Here is a 17,700-nt window from a genome sequence, read left to right as displayed (position 1 = left end):
TTTATTTTATGCAGATTTGAATTGTTTTAAAAAACGCATATCGTTTTCTGAAAACAATCTTAAATCATTAATTTGATATTTAAGCATAGTAATGCGTTCAATGCCCATTCCAAAAGCAAAACCAGAATATTCTTTAGGATCAATATTACAGTTTTTCAATACAGCTGGGTCTACCATTCCACAACCTAAAATCTCTACCCAACCAGAATATTTACAAACATTACAACCTTTGCTATTACAAATAAAGCAAGATACATCAACTTCTGCTGATGGTTCTGTAAATGGAAAATAAGATGGTCTCAAGCCAATTTTAGTGTCTTTGCCAAACATTTCTTTTACAAAATAATCTAGTGTTTGTAATAAATCTGCAAAGCTTACATTTTTATCAATATACAAACCTTCCACTTGATGAAAGAAACAATGCGCACGCGCAGAAATTGTTTCGTTTCTAAACACACGTCCAGGCGCAATAATTCTAATTGGTGGCTGTTGTTTTTCCATCACTCTAATTTGTACAGAAGATGTATGTGTACGCAATAACATCGCAGGATTTATTTGTAAGTAAAAAGTATCTTGCATGTCTCTGGCTGTGTGGTCTTCTGGCATGTTTAGTGCTGTAAAATTGTGCCAATCATCTTCCATTTCTCTATCTAAAGCCACAGCAAAACCTAGTCTATTTAGTATCGCAATGATTTCATTTTTCACAATATTTACAGGATGTCTACTACCAACAGATTGTTTTACACCAGGAAGTGTTAAGTCTATTTCTTGTTTTTTATTAGATGTTGAACTGAAACTATCTTTATATTGCTCAAACTTTTCTTCTGCTTTTATTTTAGCTTCATTTACCAATTGTCCAAATGCTTTTTTTTGTTCATTCGGAATGTTTTTTATTTCAGCAAAAACATCTTTCAATACATTTTTAGTACCAAGATATTTTATTCTAAATTGTTCTAAAGTAGCAGCATCACTAATGCTAAAGTCATCAATATCTTTTTGTATACTTTTTGTTTGTTCAAATAAATCCATACACCAAAAATAAAAAAAGTGACTTTAAATAAGCCACTTTTTAAAATTATTAATTTAATATTTTTGAGATTAAAAGTTCAAATCAGCAAAAGGAATTGTTTTTTTAATTTTTGCAACAGCTTTATTATTATTTACTAGCATTGTAATATTTTGGTTATCCCAATCAATATCTATTTGTCCAAAATTTAAATTGTTGAGCGGTGCTCCAACACCAGGAACTCTATTAGTACTTTTATATGGTTTCTCTTCACGATGTGTTAAACCACTTGATGTTAAATCATATAAAGGATAGCAATCTGTAGGTTTTATTACATTAAGGTCACCGAAATGCACGTCACCACTTATAAAAAGAACACCATTTGCTCTTTTTGTTTTAATAAGATTAATCATTCTTTGTTGCTCTAAAGGTAATACATTCCAAGCTTCACCACCATTATATGATGCAGAAAACTGCAAGCTAGATACTATAATTCTTAGTTTTGCTGGTTTTTCAAGTTGAGTACCCAACCAAGTCCATTGTTCATCACTCATCATCCTTGCATTTGTATCCATTATTGTATCATAGCCAGACAATGCACCAGCAGCACCACCAACTTTATAAGGTGTGTGAGACCATCTTAGATCTAATAATAATACTTGTACTTTGTGGTCAGCATCTCCGTATTCTTGCACAGCGTATATTTCGCCACTTGGATTAAATCTACGCGGATGGTCTTCTGGAATTTTAAACCATTGAAAAAACAATTCTTTTGCATAATATTTAGCAGAATTATCTTCTACACCATCATTTTGTCCAAAATCATGATCGTCCCAAGTTGCTAATGTTTCAACATTATTATACAAATCTGTCACAGGTTTGTGTTTCCATTGATTTTGGTATGCTCTAATCATATAGTCTTTAGAACCAGGAATAATAGCAAAAAAATCACCATATATATTATCGCCACCAGCAATATATAAATCTGGATATTGTGCTCTGATATACCTAAATATATCATGATTATTAACATGTTGAGAAGAACATGAACCAAAACAAATTCTTTTAAGTGTACGATTTGGATCTGTATTTGCACCATCTTTTTTACAAGACACAAATATTGTTAGGAAACAAAAGATTGTTATAAAGTATCTATTTCTCATTTTATATAAATTTTATCACTTCAAAGATACATAAATATTACATTAACTTTTCAGATATTTTACACAAATATTACAGTTTTTTTTCTTAAAAAAATAGATGTAATATTGTATTTAGAGTTCAATAATGCATTTCAATCAAATATTAGCTAAAATATCTACGACAATAGAAAGTAATAAACTGCCTGGTGTTTTGGCACATCAGATAATGCAGCCATATTACAGCAATGCAAAAAACTTTACTATTCCTACAAATCCATTAGCCAAAAAAAGTGCTGTATTAATTCTTGTTTTTAAAAAAGAAGATGAGCCATATGTGCTTTTTATTGAAAGACCAGAAAATACTGGTGTTCACAGTGGGCAAATTAGTTTTCCAGGTGGAAAAGTTGAACCATCTGATATTAATTATATTGATACTGCTCTCAGAGAAACAGAAGAAGAGGTTGGTATTCAACGTTCAGAGATAGAAGTTTTAGGCTCAATGAGCAAGGTATTTGTAGCTGCAAGTAATTTTATCATTTATCCAATTGTTGGATATATGCAACAGCCACCAAACTATATAACAAACGTAGAAGTGAAGAGAGTATTGGAAGTACCACTTGCATATTTGCAGCAGGCAAAAATAGAAGAAAAACCAATAAAATCAGGTATAGGTATTGTATTGCAAGCACCATATATTACAATTGAAGATAAAATTCTTTGGGGAGCAACTGCAATGATAACAAGTGAATTGATTCATATTACAAGATAATTCTAAAAATGCTAAAAGCACTAATCACAGATAATATTCATGAGTATTTAGAAGATAAACTAAAAGAATTTGGTTTTGAAGTTGATGTGATTACTAATATTTCAAAAGAGAAATTAGTAGAAATAATAAGCCAATATCATTTAATAGTGATTACAACATATTTAAAAATAGACAAAACAACAATTGACGCTGCTAAAAGTTTAAAAGTAATTGCAAGAGTTGGAAGTGGCTTAGAAAATGTAGATGTTGCATATGCAAATAGCAAAGGAATTGCTGTTGTAAATTCTCCAGAAGGAAACGCCAACGCAGTAGGCGAACATGCTTTGTCTATGTTACTTAATGTATTAAATAAGATAAGCATTTCTAATCAAGCAATAAAAAATAATATTTGGAATAGAGAATATTTTAGAGGAGAAGAATTAGATGGAAAAACAATTGGAATTATTGGTTTTGGGCACACAGGTGCTGCGTTTGCAAAAAAATTGGCAGGATTTGATGTAGAAATATTAGTAAATGATATTTTGCCCAACAAATACAAAACCCAAGTTGATATTCAACAAATACAATCAGAATGTGATGTAATAAGCTTACATGTGCCTTATAATAAAAGCACACATCATTTTATAAATGATAGTTTCATCAATAATTGCCACAAACAACCAATTATCATTAATACATCAAGAGGTGCTGTTGTAGATACATTATCAATAATACATGCAATAGAAACAAAAAAAATAAAAGGATTTTGTGTAGATGTTTATGAAGACGAACCTATCTATCAAAACAAGATACACCCAATAGAAAAGTATCATCAATTAATTAATAATGAAAATGTTATTGCCACGCCACATATTGCTGGATGGACAGTGCAATCCAAGTACAAATTGGTAAAAGTATTGTGGGATAAAATATTACCAATAATAAAAGAAAACTGTTAATTTTCTTGATTTTATTGTAAAAAGATATAACTTTGCAATGTACGACACGTTCTCAAAAGGAACGTGTCTATTTTTTTCATATAAAATATAATATTATGTCAGAATTAGTATATGTAACAGAAGAAACTTTGGAAAAAATGAAACAGGAATTACAACAACTAGTATCTGTTGATAGACCATCAGCTTCAAAAGCAATAGCAGAAGCAAGAGAAAAAGGTGACTTATCTGAGAATGCAGAATATGATGCAGCCAAAGAGGCACAAGGATTATTAGAACTTAAAATCAGAAAACTAGAAGCAGCAATAGGTAGTGCAAGAATATTAGATACAAGTAAAATAGACACATCAAAAGTATCTATTTTATGCAAGGTAAAAGTAAAAAACATCAAGATGAAAAAAGATTTTACTTATCAATTAGTTTCTGAAAATGAAGCTGACCTAAAGCAAATGAAGATTTCCGTAAAATCACCAATTGGTGCTGCGTTGTTAGGTAAAGAAAAAGGTGATAAAGTTACCGTGCAAACTCCAGCAGGAGCAATGGACTTAGAAGTTTTAGATATTAGCATATAATGCTAAATTTTATTTCCATCTAAGCGTTTCGATTAAAAGCAATACATCATTTCTAAAATATTCAATAGCTGGTGCCAAAGAATCAATATTTGGTGCTGTATTGAAATATAAAGAGCCACGTAGAAAATGGTGCGTACTATCTGTTACATAAAACTGAACACCAGAAGCAGCATTACCACCAACATCATACAACATACCACTTACATTTTTATTTTTGCCTTTTATAACTGTTTCATCAATATAATCAGCCCTAATGGTGTGTTTAAAAGTGAGCGTATAACTATCTTTTATTAATTTTTCTAAAGTATTCTTACTGCTTATTGAGGTATAGCTTAAGTATATTTTTGTACCATAATCTTTAAAATAAATATTAAACCAACAAGGATGTTCATGCATTTCATTCATATCATTTACATCTTGTTCTATCGCTCCAAGATTAGAATATTCAAAAGCAAAAGGACATTGATTTGATTCATAAGTAACTAAACTTCTTTTCTCAGGAAAATCAATTCTAAAATACCCACTTCGTTTAGGTGTGTAGTTAGTTTTACAAGCAATAAGCATTAGAAAACTTACAAAGAATATTATAACATATTGTCGCATGTATGTCATTAACATCCAAAAATATAAATTTTTTGAACAATTAAACATTAATATTGTTTAACATACTAAAATATTATAATCGTAACAACTTATCTATCTTTGTCAATGTTGAGAAAATTCTATTTCATATTATTCTTTAATATCATAGCAACTTATTTTATAAGCATTCATGCATTGTCTTTTTATAAAGATGCATCAAGCCTAATTAGTTTAAATGAAATAGAAGAAAACGAAAAAGAAGTTCATAAGTTTGATTTTAGAAAACAACAAAACAACCACGAATATTTAGAATATTGTCATACATCATCTAACAGATTTATATATCAATTCAACTCGAATTATTTTTATAGTATAATAGAATCCAAATACAGTAAAAACATCTTTTCTCCTCCAGATTTTTGCTAAGCTATTTTATACATTTTTGCTTCATACACTTCTAACATGTAGAAATAAGAAGCACATTAGAATTTATTAATTAATCAAAAAAAATTTATGGAAAAAGGAAAGTTATATCTTAAAGAGAATTTATCAGCAGGCGTTGTCGTATTTTTAGTCGCATTGCCATTATGTTTAGGCATTGCATTAGCATCAGGTGCACCATTCTTCTCAGGAATGATAGCAGGTATTGTTGGTGGTATTGTTATTGGTGCATTGAGCAACTCAGCACTAAGTGTAAGTGGTCCAGCAGCAGGCTTGGCAGCATTGGTATTAGCATCAATTTCTAGCTTAGGCTCATTCGAGACATTTTTATTAGCAGTAGTAATTGCCGGAACAATACAAGCGATATTGGGCATCATTAAAGCAGGAAGCATTAGTAATTATTTTCCAAATGGCGTAATAAAAGGGATGCTAACAGCAATAGGTATTATCATTATACTTAAACAAATTCCACACGCACTTGGCTATGATGAAGACTATGAAGGCGATTTATCATTTATACAATTAAATGGCGAAAACTCATTCACATCTATTATAAATTCAATAGAACATGTGCATCTTGGAGCAATTATTATCACCATCGTATCGTTATTAATTTTGGTATTTTGGGATAAACCAGCAATAAAAAAACGAGTTGGATTTATTCCAGCAGGTTTGGTGGCAGTAATTGTAAGTGTAGTTTTAAATCAAATATTTATTGCAGGCAATTTATCTCTGGCAGTTTTAGGCAACCACTTAGTAAATATTCCAGTACCCAATAGTTTTTCTGATTTTATTGGGTTTTTTACAACTCCAGATTTTACACAAATAACCAACAAAGACGTTTGGATAACAGGTATCACAATCGCTATCATTGCATCATTAGAAACGCTTTTGAGTATAGAAGCAATAGATAAATTAGATCCACAAAAAAGAATAACAAATACCAATAGAGAATTAAAAGCTCAAGGTATAGGTAATATCGTTTCAGGATTAATTGGTGGTTTGCCAATAACAAGTGTAATTGTTAGAAGTTCTGCAAACGTAAATTCTGGTGGTAAAACCAAAGTTTCAACAATATTTCATGGCTTATTATTATTATTAAGTGTAATAGCAATACCAAGTGTTATCAATAAAATACCATTAGCAGCATTAGCATCTATATTATTAATAACTGGATATAAGTTGGCAAAAATTTCAATTTTCAAAGAAATGTATGCAAATGGAAAATACCAATGGTGGCCATTTATTATTACAGTAGTTGCAACAGTATTTACACAAGATTTATTGCAAGGTGTAGGTATTGGTATTGTAGTAAGTGTTTTAGCAATTTTAAAAGGAAATATGAAACATGCTTATTATTTTCATAATGAAAAACACCAAATGGGTGATATCATTAAAATAAAATTGGCAGAAGAAGTATCATTCCTAAACAAAGCAAGTATAAAACAAACCTTAGCTCATTTGCCAGAAAATAGTAAAGTAATTATAGATGCATCAGCATCAACCTATATAGATTTTGATGTATTAGAATTAATAAAAGAATTTAGAGATTATCAAGCAAAAAATAAAAACATTGCAGTTGCGCTTGTCAACTTTAAAGAAGTGTACAACATTGAAGAAGATGGAGCAGTATCAATAGAAAGCGAAAATTTATTAAATGATTTTAAATTAAGATATATGAAAACAATAACACAAAACGCAGATTTACAAAAGAAAATAACACCAAGAAATGCCTTAGAAATATTACAAAAAGGCAATGTAAGATTTGTAAATAACCTAAAGGCAAACAGAGATTTACTTGAACAAGTAAATGCAACACAAGATGGGCAGTGGCCATTTGCCATTATACTAAGCTGCATTGATAGTAGAACATCTGCTGAATTGATTTTTGACCAAGGCTTAGGTGATGTTTTTTCTGTACGTATAGCAGGAAATATCGTAAACACAGATATTTTAGGTAGCATGGAGTTTGCATGCAAAGTAGCTGGTTCAAAGCTAATTGTTGTTTTAGGACATACAAAATGTGGTGCAGTAAAAGGTGCGTGCGATAATGTAGAAATGGGCAATCTAACTGAGTTATTATCAAAACTACAGCCAGCAGTTTATGCAGAAAAAACAACTACAACACAAAGAGACTCAAGCAACGTAACTTTTGTAGAAAACGTATCAAAGTTAAACGTAAAACGTAATGTGAAAAATATTATCGAAAGAAGTTTTATACTTGAAAAAATGGTAGAAAATGGAGAAATTGGTGTTGTTGGTGCAATGTACGATATAGAAACAGGCACAGTAGAATTTTATGATGATGTAAAATACATCAGAGATGAGCAAAATCCAGATTTTTCAGTAGCAGACTTAAGATTGTAATAAACTATTTCACAGCAATACAAGAAATTTCTACCAAAACATTTTTTGGTAAGCAACTTACTTCAACAGTTTCGCGGGCAGGCGGATTTTCTGAAAAATATTTGCCATAAACAGCATTTACTTTCGGAAAATCTTGCATGTCTTTTAAGAAAATAGAACATTTAACAACATTACTAAAATTCATTTCTGCAGCAGACAATATGCTTTTTAAATTTTGCATTACTTGTTCAGTTTCGCCTTCCACACCATTTCTAACCACATCACCAATAAATGGATCAATAGCAACCTGACCAGAAACATACAATGTATTATCTATTAATACAGCTTGTGAATATGGACCAATTGGCTCAGGAGCATTTTCTGTATAAATTATTCTTTTTGTCATGTTTCAAAGATAATAAAATATCTAATGCTATAAAAAATTGTAAGTATCTTTGCAATTCTTTTTATGTATAATTTTGTTGATGGAGAAACACTGCTGATAGACAAACCACTAGATTGGACATCTTTTGATGTTGTAAACAAACTAAAATATCCACTTAAAAGAAAATTTGGAAATATCAAAATTGGGCATGCAGGCACATTAGATCCAAGAGCAACTGGATTATTAGTAATTTGTACAGGAAAAAAAACAAAAACTATTGATGAAATACAACAGCAAAACAAAACCTATTCTGGTTGTATTTTTTTAGGCGCAGAAACAGAAAGCTACGATACAGAAAAGCCAGCCATCAATCAGCAAAGTATTGCACACATTACAGAACAACAAGTATTAGATTGTGCTCAAACATTTGTTGGAGAACAATTACAATATCCACCCAAACATTCTGCAGTAAAAATTGATGGTAAACGAGCATATTCACTAGCAAGAGCAAATATTGATGTTGAAGTAAGACCAAGATTGGTACATATCTATCAATTTGAAATTACCCAAATAGATTTGCCATATGTATATTTTAAGATAGAATGCAGCAAAGGAACTTATATTAGAACTATTGCACACGATTTTGGAAAAAAATTACAAAATGTAGCATATTTATTTTCATTAAGAAGAGAAAAGATAGGCAACTACGATGTGAAAGATGCATTTCAAGTAGAAGAATTGGCAAAGCAAATTGATAATTTGGAAACTACTTAGGTGCTCTAATAATTAGAAAAACAGCCAAAACACTAAAAACAATATTTGGAATCCAGGCACCAATAAGTGGATCTAAATTTCCTTTTATTGCAAACACACTCGAAAACTGCTGAACAATAATAAACGCACCACTAATCAGCAAGCCAAGCACCAAATAAATGCCCATTCCATTTCTTACTTTGTGAGTTGTAAGTGCTACAGCAATAATTGTTAAGATAATAACACTAAACGGAATTGCAGTTCTTCGGTGTAATTCTAATTGATAAAACTTCACATTTTCTGCACCTTTTATTACTTGGTCATGTATAAAATGTTTTAACTTGGGTGTCGTCATTTTTTCCATTTCATACACTTGAATATCATAATCATTAGGCACAATAGGAAGTCGCATCAATGTGTCAGCACCTTTGATTAATATATCATCTTTTGCTTGCAGTTGTCTTATGGTATAAGTTTGTAATTTCCATTTATTTTTTAAAGAATCCCAAGCAATATTATCAGCATCTATTCTATAAGTTATGTTATAATCTTTTAATCTTTCCATGGTAAACTTATATCCAGATTTGTTTTGCTTATTGTAAGATTGTGTGTATATCATCGTATCTTTTCCTATCTGAAAATGATAGTTAATCTGAAACACTTGATTTTCTTTCTTCGATGCATAAGATTCTTCAAAAGCAATACGAGTTACATTTTGTTTAGGCAATATATAATGATTGTAATATGAAATACTAAATGCCAGAAGAATAGATGTAAAAAGATATGGCATTAGAAGTCTATAAAAACTCATACCACCATTTAGCATCACAATTATTTCTGTATTCATCGTTAATCTAGATGTGAAAAAGATTACAGAAATAAATACAAATAATGGAGAAATAAGCAACGTTATCCAAGGAATAAAATTGAGATAATAATCAAAAACAATAGCAGAAAATGGTGCTTTATTAGTCAAAAAATTATCAATCTTCTCAGTGATATCAATAATAATGGCAATTAAGCTCAACAAAAAGATAGCAAAGAAAAAAGTAATTAAAAATTGCTTTATTATATATTTATCTAAAACTTTCAATGGTTACAATCTTTGCATTAAATGTGGTATAATAGTATTTTTCCAAGCTGCAAAACTTCCATCTTTTATTTTTTCTCTTGCTTGACCAACCAACCAAAGATAAAAGCTTAGATTTTGTAGTGTTGCTAGCTGCATTCCAAGAATTTCATCAGTAACAAACAAATGTCTTAAGTAAGCTTTGCTGTGTATTTTACTTGTTGCACATACTTTATCATCAATACAAGAAAAATCATTCTTCCACTTTGTATTTCTAATACTAATAATTCCATTTGTAGTAAACAACAAACCATGCCTTGCATTTCTGGTAGGCATTACACAATCAAACATATCTACGCCAAGTGCAATAGACTCTAAAATATTGGCTGGTGTACCTACGCCCATCAAATATCTAGGTTGTTCTTTAGGCAAAATATCATTCACTATGGCAGTCATTGCATACATTTCTTCGGCTGGCTCACCTACAGCCAAGCCACCAATTGCATTTGCAAACCTATTTTTTTCAGAAATATAATGTGCAGACTCTATTCTTAAATCTTTATACACACTTCCTTGTACAATAGGCAACAAAGTTTGTTCGTAGCCATATTTTGGTTCTGTGGTATCAAATCTATTGATGCATCTATCCAACCAACTATGAGTTAGCCTCAAAGATTTTTTTGCATAATGATATTCACAAGGATAAGGCGTACACTCATCAAACGCCATAATAAAATCTGCACCAATACTACGTTGAATGTCCATTACATTTTCTGGTGTAAATAAATGCTTACTACCATCAATATGAGAACGGAAAGTAACACCTTCTTCTGTAATTTTTCTTCTATGACTTAATGAATATACTTGATAGCCACCACTATCTGTTAAAATAGGTCTTTTCCAAGAGTTAAATTGATGTAATCCACCAGCATTTTCTAATATTTCTATTCCAGGACGCAAATATAAATGATAAGTATTACCCAAAATAATTTGTGCTTGAATGTCATTTTCCAATTCACTAAAGTGTACAGCTTTTACAGTAGCTTGCGTACCAACAGGCATAAAAATAGGCGTTTCTATACTGCCGTTGTCAGTTTCTATAGTTCCAGCGCGTGCATTAGACTTTGAATCATTATGATGTATAGTAAATTTCAACTTTTTTCTACAAATATAAGGATATTAAAAAGTATCTAAAAGATAATATAAAAAGATACTGTACTTTTTATACTAATACATAGATATTTAGGTTAATATTTCTTTCTTAATGCAACAATAAAGAACATTTTATTATTCTAACTTATTTCTATTGCGTATTTTCGTAAAACTTTTCCAAAAATGCCAAAAGATAATTCAATAAAATCGGTACTCATCATTGGTAGCGGTCCAATTGTTATAGGTCAAGCCTGCGAATTTGACTATTCAGGTTCTCAAGCATCACGTTCACTTAGAGAAGAAGGAATAGAAGTTACTTTGATAAACTCTAATCCAGCTACAATAATGACAGACAGCGTAACAGCAGATTATATCTATCTACTGCCATTAACAACAAGTTCCTTAGAGAAAATATTACAAGAACGCAATATTGATTGTGTATTGCCAACAATGGGCGGACAAACAGCATTGAATTTATGTAAAGAAGCAGAAGAAATAGGACTTTGGCAAAAATATAATGTACGAATAATTGGTGTTGATTTGAATGTGATTGAAACAACAGAAAATAGAGAAGAATTTAGACAATATTGTATCAACATGGGATTGGGCGTTGCAAAATCTATCATTGCCAATTCTATGTTGGAAGGTAAAGATGCAGCACAGAAAATAGGATTTCCTATTGTAATTAGACCATCATATACACTTGGTGGAAGTGGAGGCGCAATTGTAAGAAATCCAGAGTTATTTGAACAAGCATTAGCACATGGCTTAAAATGTTCTCCAGTTCATGAAGTATTAGTAGAACAAGCAGTTTTGGGATGGAAAGAATTTGAGTTAGAGCTACTTCGTGATGCCAACGATAGTGTAGTTATTATTTGTACAGTAGAAAATTTAGATCCAATGGGTGTGCATACTGGAGATTCTATCACAGTAGCACCAGCCATGACGTTGCCAGACACAGTATTTCAAGAAATGCGAAACCAAGCAATGAAGTTAATGCGTGGCTTAGGAAATTTTGCAGGTGGTTGCAATGTTCAGTTTTCTGTAAATCCAGAAACAGAAGAAATTATTGTAATAGAAATTAATCCAAGAGTATCACGCTCATCAGCATTAGCATCAAAAGCAACAGGATATCCAATTGCAAAAATCGCATCTAAATTAGCAATAGGATATCACTTAGACGAATTACAAAATCAAATTACAAAAAATACTTCAGCATATTTTGAACCAGCATTAGACTATGTAATTGTAAAAATACCAAGATGGAATTTTGATAAATTTCATGGTTGCGATACCACATTAGGATTTCAAATGAAATCTGTTGGAGAAGTAATGGGTATTGGAAGAAATTTTACAGAAGCATTACAAAAAGCATGTCAATCATTAGAAAATAATAAAATAGGATTAGGTGCAGATGGTAAGAGCTTAGCAAAAACAGAAGATATTTTAGACAGCCTAGAACATCCAAGTTGGGACAGAATTTTTAAAATAAAAGATGCAATTGACTTAGGCGTTCCAATCAATACTATTCATAAACTAACACAGATAGATAATTGGTTTTTAACACAAATCCAAGACTTATCAAAATTAGAAAAAGAAATAAAAAAATATACATTAGACACAATACCTGTTGATTTACTAAAATTAGCAAAAACCAAAGGATATAGTGATGCACAATTAGCTTTTCTATTAGGAAGAATAAAAGAAGACGATGTTTATGAAAGAAGAAAAGCATTAGGCATAAAACGTGTATATAAAATGGTAGATACATGTGCTGCAGAATTTGAAGCAAAGACACCATATTTCTATTCTACTTTTGATACAGAAAATGAAAGCAAATTATCTGATAAGAAAAAAATAATAGTTTTAGGTGCAGGACCAAACAGAATTGGTCAAGGTATAGAGTTTGATTATTGTTGTGTACATGGTCTTTTAGCAATTAAAGAAGTTGGCTACGAAGCAATTATGGTAAACTGCAATCCAGAAACAGTTTCCACAGATTTTGACATTGCAGACAAACTATATTTTGAGCCAGTTTTTTGGGAACATCTTTGGGAAATCATAGAATTTGAACAACCAGAAGGCGTAATTGTACAATTGGGCGGACAAACAGCATTAAAATTATCTAAAAAACTACACGAAAAAGGAATTAAGATAATTGGTACATCATATGATAATATGGATATTGCAGAAGACAGAGGTAGATTTTCAGATTTATTAAAGGCTTTAGATATTCCATATCCAGATTATGGAACAGCAAGAGATGCAGATGAAGCATTAGCTGTTGCAAACAAAGTTGGTTATCCAGTATTGGTTCGTCCAAGTTATGTATTAGGTGGACAAAGAATGCGTATTGTAATTAATGATGATGAGTGCGAAACAGCAGTTGTTAACTTATTAAAAGACATTCCTGATAATGTAATATTAATAGACCATTTCTTGGATAGAGCTAAAGAAGCAGAAATAGATGCTATTTATGATGGCGAACAAATGCAAATTTTAGGCGTGATGGAACATATTGAGCCAGCTGGTATTCACAGTGGCGATAGCAATAGCGTGTTGCCACCATATTCACTTGGCCCAATCATCATAGAAACGATGAAAGAGTACACAGAAAAAATATGTAAAGCACTGAATATTCGTGGTTTAATCAATATACAATTTGCCATAAAAAATGATATGGTTTATGTCATAGAAGCAAATCCAAGAGCATCACGCACAACACCATTTATTTGCAAAGCATACCAAATACCATATCTTAATGTTGCAACAAAAGTAATGTTAGAAACACACAAGTTATCAGATTTTAAATTTGATCCAAAATTAGAAGGATATGCTATAAAAGAACCAGTATTTTCATTTGAAAAATTTCCAAATGTCAATAAAGAATTAGGGCCAGAAATGAAATCTACAGGCGAAGCAATCTATTTTATTAAAGACCTATACGATCCTTATTTTAGACAATTGTATAAAGATAAATCTATGTTTTTGAGTAAATAATCAAATAGTTTGATTAGTATTTTTTCTGAACTTTGAACGCAAAATAACTCTTTTTGTTACTTTCATTTTCGAATGTAAAATCTAGAATGTAGTTACCAGCACTAATGTCATCAAAATCAATTAAAAATAACTCTTTAGTTGTAATATGTTTTTCAGACATAAATAATAATTTACCATCAACTTGATAAACTTTATATTTTAAAGTACCATTTTGTTCAAAATCTGTATTTACAGTCAATTGATTATAAACAGGATTTGGATAAATACCCAACTCATTTGCTTTGATTGTCTCTTTTATTTTAGTAATAAAGTCCTGATCTGGCTGCACAAAACCACTAGAAACAATAATATTTGAAGCAACATCCATATTGATATATGTCTCACCAACAGACCATTGGTAATATTCATTATTTAATGGAACAAAATTACCAGTAGAGTTAATCACACTTGGTGTGATACTCTGTGCTTGAATTGCAACAAAGCTAAAAAATGCCAGCATTAATAAATATAACCTTACCATATATTATTTCTCTGTTTTAGAAAATGAATTTTATAGTAAAATAACTTTCTCAAGATTCAATAATCTATCATTTATTTCTGCCTTAAGTGTATTATTCTCATTACGCAAACCATCTATTTCATTTTTTAATTCTTTTATTGCCTCTACAAGTACAGGCGTTATTTTTGCATAATCAACAGATTTGTATCCATCTTCATCAGTAAAAACTAACTCTGGAAATATTGTTTCTATTTCTTGAGCAATAAAACCAATTTGCTTTTCTTTAGAGAAGTTTTTGTCTTTAAAATCATTGTATTTAAAATAATAATTCACACCTCTAATTTTCATTAAATTAGATAAAGAATTATTTATTTTGTAAATGTCTTTTTTATATCTAACATCAGAACAACTTGGCATACCACAAGATGTAAATACAGCACCAGAGAAATAAGAATTACCATCACCAGACATTCTTAAAATATTTCCACCACCTTTTACCGAGAAAACTGAAAAAGAAGAATTTGTAGCAGTGCCACCTGTATATGCTTTTAGCATCCAACCATCACCATTTGTATTCTTAAATCCAACTCTATTGGTATCGTTTTCTGTTTCTTCTATTAGTAATCCTTCCGTAGTGTTATTGCTGTTGCTACTTATGTGTAGCTTTGCAAGCGGAGGATTAATTCCAATACCAACGTTTTGAGTGTTGTTATTATAAATATCATTACCATTTGCAGTCCATAAACTAGCTCCACCAGATATCGTTGTTGGTTCCCAACGTGATGTTGTTTGATTCCATTGTAAAACTTGTCCATTCGTTGGTGCAGTACTAGATACTGTTCTGTTTTGTATCTTAACAACATTAGGATTTGGATAAGTACCACTTAAATCACCACCAGCAGTTGTAGATGTTGTTATATCATTACTTGCATCATTATCACCAATATTGCTGATAGTATTTCCAGATATAGAAATACCAGAACCAGCATTATAGGTAGTACCAGTAGGTAATGTTACATTATTACCACCAGAGATAGAAAGTGTAGTACCAGAAATAGATAAAGTTTGTGCATCAGCATCAGAAATAGAACCGCCACCATTAGAAAGCGTTATAGTACTTCCAGATTTAGAAATAGTTTGAATTTCATTAGTAGTAGAACTATCAGTAGCAGCGATAGTATTTCCAGATATAGAAATACCAGAACCAGCATTATAGGTAGTACCAGTAGGTAATGTTACATTATTACCACCAGAGATAGAAAGTGTAGTACCAGAAATAGATAAAGTTTGTGCATCAGCATCAGAAATAGAACCGCCACCATTAGAAAGCGTTATAGTACTTCCAGATTTAGAAATAGTTTGAATTTCATTAGTAGTAGAACTATCAGTAGCAGCGATAGTATTTCCAGATATAGAAATACCAGAACCAGCATTATAGGTAGTACCAGTAGGTAATGTTACATTATTACCACCAGAGATAGAAAGTGTAGTACCAGAAATAGATAAAGTTTGTGCATCAGCATCAGAAATAGAACCGCCACCATTAGAAAGCGTTATAGTACTTCCAGATTTAGAAATAGTTTGAATTTCATTAGTAGTAGAACTATCAGTAGCAGCGATAGTATTTCCAGATATAGAAATACCAGAACCAGCATTATAGGTAGTACCAGTAGGTAATGTTACATTATTACCACCAGAGATGGAAAGCGTAGTACCAGAAATAGAAAGTGTTTGACTATCTCTATCAGAAATAGAACCACCACCATTAGAAAGCGTTATAGTACTTCCAGCTTTAGAAATAGTTTGAAATTCATTAGTAGTAGAACTATCAGTAGCAGCGATAGTATTACCAGTGATAGAAATACCAGAACCAGCAGAATAAGTAGTACCAGTAGGTAATGTTACGTTATTACCACCAGAGATGGAAAGCGTAGTACCAGAAATAGAAAGTGTTTGACTATCTCTATCAGAAATAGAGCCACCACCATTAGAAAGTGTTATAGTGCTTCCAGCTTTAGAAATAGTTTGAATTTCGTTAGTTGCCGAGTTATCAATAGCGACAATAGTATTACCAGTGATAGAAATACCAGAACCAGCAGAATAAGTAGTACCAGTAGGTAATGTTACATTATTACCACCAGAGATAGAAAGCGTAGTACCAGAAATAGAAAGTGTTTGACTATCTCTATCAGAAATAGAGCCACCACCATTAGAAAGTGTTATAGTGCTTCCAGCTTTAGAAATAGTTTGAAATTCATTCGTTGCCGAATTATCAATAGCAGCAATAGTATTACCAGTGATAGAAATACCAGAGCCAGCAGAATAAGTAGTGCCAGTAGGTAGCATAACGCTATTACCATTAGAAAGACTTAATGTTGTTCCTGTTAGGTTTAAAGTTTGAAGCTCATTTGTAGATGAGCTATCACCATCTCCTATATTATATATAATATTGTTGTTATCTATAAACAAACCAGTGCCAGCCATAAGATTAGAACCTGTCGTTGATTGTAAATCTTGAGTAGCAACCCAATTTGTACCATCCCATTTAATAACTTGTCCTGCTAATGCACCATTTTGACTAATATTATTTAAATTTATTTTAGCCTCTGGGCTCAGTTCTTCTGCAGTTTTTGAATTTAGTGCATAGGGCACGCTAATTAATTGTGTTGTTCCTAGATTAATAAAAGAACTTCCTCCATTTGGGTCAATTTCAGTTTTTAGAAATTTATTCTCACTAGACCAGTCAATATCAGAAAAAACACCTGATGTAGATATTGCTCCACTTCCACCAATAATGATATTAAAATAACCAAGAATATTTGTAGTAATATTTCTTGTTTCAGAATACAAAAGATTGCCACTTGTATTATCATTAATGATAGATAGTCTTACACTAATGTTTTTGTTAGGTAAGATGTTTCCACTTGCATCTCTTGCGATTCCTTGAAAATTAACTAAGTCGGGAGTTTGAGCTTTTATTGTAATATTTGTAACCAATAAAACAAATAAAATGATGTAATATCTAATCATAAGCAATTTATTTTTATAC

General features: G+C 31.1%; 15 protein-coding genes. 7 read left to right on the top strand and 8 right to left on the bottom strand.

The features are described from left to right. Window positions 1–6: 6 nt before the first annotated feature. Window positions 7–1,029, bottom strand: a complete 1,023-nt coding sequence (pheS, locus tag IPK18_06040; protein ID QQR99068.1) for a phenylalanine--tRNA ligase subunit alpha — start codon at window positions 1,027–1,029, stop codon at window positions 7–9. A 69-nt stretch (window positions 1,030–1,098) separates the two neighbouring features. Then, window positions 1,099–2,121: an alkaline phosphatase family protein gene (locus IPK18_06035; protein ID QQR99067.1), complete on the bottom strand. Its 1,023-nt coding sequence runs from the start codon at window positions 2,119–2,121 to the stop codon at window positions 1,099–1,101. Between the two features lie 172 nt (window positions 2,122–2,293). Between IPK18_06035 and IPK18_06030 the strand changes: the two genes are divergently transcribed. The 3 genes from IPK18_06030 to greA all read left to right on the top strand — a co-directional run bounded on the left by IPK18_06030 (window position 2,294) and on the right by greA (window position 4,424). Further along, the gene (locus tag IPK18_06030) at window positions 2,294–2,917 is read left to right on the top strand and encodes a CoA pyrophosphatase (protein QQR99066.1); all 624 of its coding nucleotides are present in this window, start codon (window positions 2,294–2,296) and stop codon (window positions 2,915–2,917) included. Window positions 2,918–2,925: 8 nt separating this feature from the next. Continuing rightward, window positions 2,926–3,855 carry a hydroxyacid dehydrogenase gene (locus tag IPK18_06025; protein QQR99065.1) on the top strand — a complete coding sequence of 310 codons (930 nt, stop codon included), beginning with the start codon at window positions 2,926–2,928 and terminating at the stop codon, window positions 3,853–3,855. 95 nt (window positions 3,856–3,950) lie between these two features. Continuing rightward, a complete protein-coding gene (gene greA / locus IPK18_06020) occupies window positions 3,951–4,424 on the top strand; it encodes a transcription elongation factor GreA (protein QQR99064.1) in 474 nt (157 codons plus the stop codon). 9 nt (window positions 4,425–4,433) lie between these two features. Here greA and gldD read toward each other — a convergent pair whose 3' ends face one another. Further along, entirely contained in the window at window positions 4,434–4,988 is a 555-nt protein-coding gene (gene gldD, locus IPK18_06015; GenBank protein ID QQR99063.1) for a gliding motility lipoprotein GldD, read from the bottom strand. A gap of 144 nt (window positions 4,989–5,132) precedes the next feature. Here gldD and IPK18_06010 point away from each other — a divergent pair, with 144 nt between their 5' ends. Both IPK18_06010 and IPK18_06005 read left to right on the top strand, forming a co-directional pair. Continuing rightward, window positions 5,133–5,432, top strand: coding sequence for a hypothetical protein (locus IPK18_06010; protein QQR99062.1), 300 nt, complete (start codon window positions 5,133–5,135; stop codon window positions 5,430–5,432). Between the two features lie 87 nt (window positions 5,433–5,519). After that, window positions 5,520–7,814: a bifunctional SulP family inorganic anion transporter/carbonic anhydrase gene (locus IPK18_06005; GenBank protein ID QQR99061.1), complete on the top strand. Its 2,295-nt coding sequence runs from the start codon at window positions 5,520–5,522 to the stop codon at window positions 7,812–7,814. Window positions 7,815–7,818: 4 nt separating this feature from the next. On the opposite strand, the gene IPK18_06000 is transcribed toward IPK18_06005, so the two are convergent. Continuing rightward, a complete protein-coding gene (locus IPK18_06000; protein QQR99060.1) occupies window positions 7,819–8,199 on the bottom strand; it encodes a RidA family protein in 381 nt (126 codons plus the stop codon). Window positions 8,200–8,262: 63 nt separating this feature from the next. Between IPK18_06000 and truB the strand changes: the two genes are divergently transcribed. Continuing rightward, window positions 8,263–8,952 carry a tRNA pseudouridine(55) synthase TruB gene (gene truB / locus IPK18_05995; GenBank protein ID QQR99059.1) on the top strand — a complete coding sequence of 230 codons (690 nt, stop codon included), beginning with the start codon at window positions 8,263–8,265 and terminating at the stop codon, window positions 8,950–8,952. Here the strand turns inward: truB and IPK18_05990 are convergent. After that, window positions 8,945–10,024: an LptF/LptG family permease gene (locus IPK18_05990; protein QQR99058.1), complete on the bottom strand. Its 1,080-nt coding sequence runs from the start codon at window positions 10,022–10,024 to the stop codon at window positions 8,945–8,947. The genes truB and IPK18_05990 overlap by 8 nt on opposite strands. Before the next feature lie 3 nt (window positions 10,025–10,027). Then, window positions 10,028–11,155, bottom strand: coding sequence for a tRNA guanosine(34) transglycosylase Tgt (tgt, locus tag IPK18_05985; GenBank protein QQR99057.1), 1,128 nt, complete (start codon window positions 11,153–11,155; stop codon window positions 10,028–10,030). Window positions 11,156–11,335: 180 nt separating this feature from the next. Here tgt and carB point away from each other — a divergent pair, with 180 nt between their 5' ends. Continuing rightward, window positions 11,336–14,152: a carbamoyl-phosphate synthase large subunit gene (gene carB / locus IPK18_05980; protein QQR99056.1), complete on the top strand. Its 2,817-nt coding sequence runs from the start codon at window positions 11,336–11,338 to the stop codon at window positions 14,150–14,152. Window positions 14,153–14,165: 13 nt separating this feature from the next. On the opposite strand, the gene IPK18_05975 is transcribed toward carB, so the two are convergent. Both IPK18_05975 and IPK18_05970 read right to left on the bottom strand, forming a co-directional pair. Further along, a complete protein-coding gene (locus tag IPK18_05975; GenBank protein ID QQR99055.1) occupies window positions 14,166–14,672 on the bottom strand; it encodes a T9SS type A sorting domain-containing protein in 507 nt (168 codons plus the stop codon). A gap of 30 nt (window positions 14,673–14,702) precedes the next feature. Continuing rightward, on the bottom strand, window positions 14,703–17,681 hold the full coding sequence (locus IPK18_05970; protein ID QQR99054.1) for a tail fiber domain-containing protein: 2,979 nt from the start codon (window positions 17,679–17,681) through the stop codon (window positions 14,703–14,705). Window positions 17,682–17,700 lie beyond the last annotated feature (19 nt).

The sequence above is a fragment of the Sphingobacteriales bacterium genome, from assembly GCA_016699615.1.
GTDB lineage: Bacteria > Bacteroidota > Bacteroidia > Chitinophagales > JADIYW01 > JADJSS01.
This window is presented reverse-complemented; position numbering and strand designations above follow the sequence as displayed.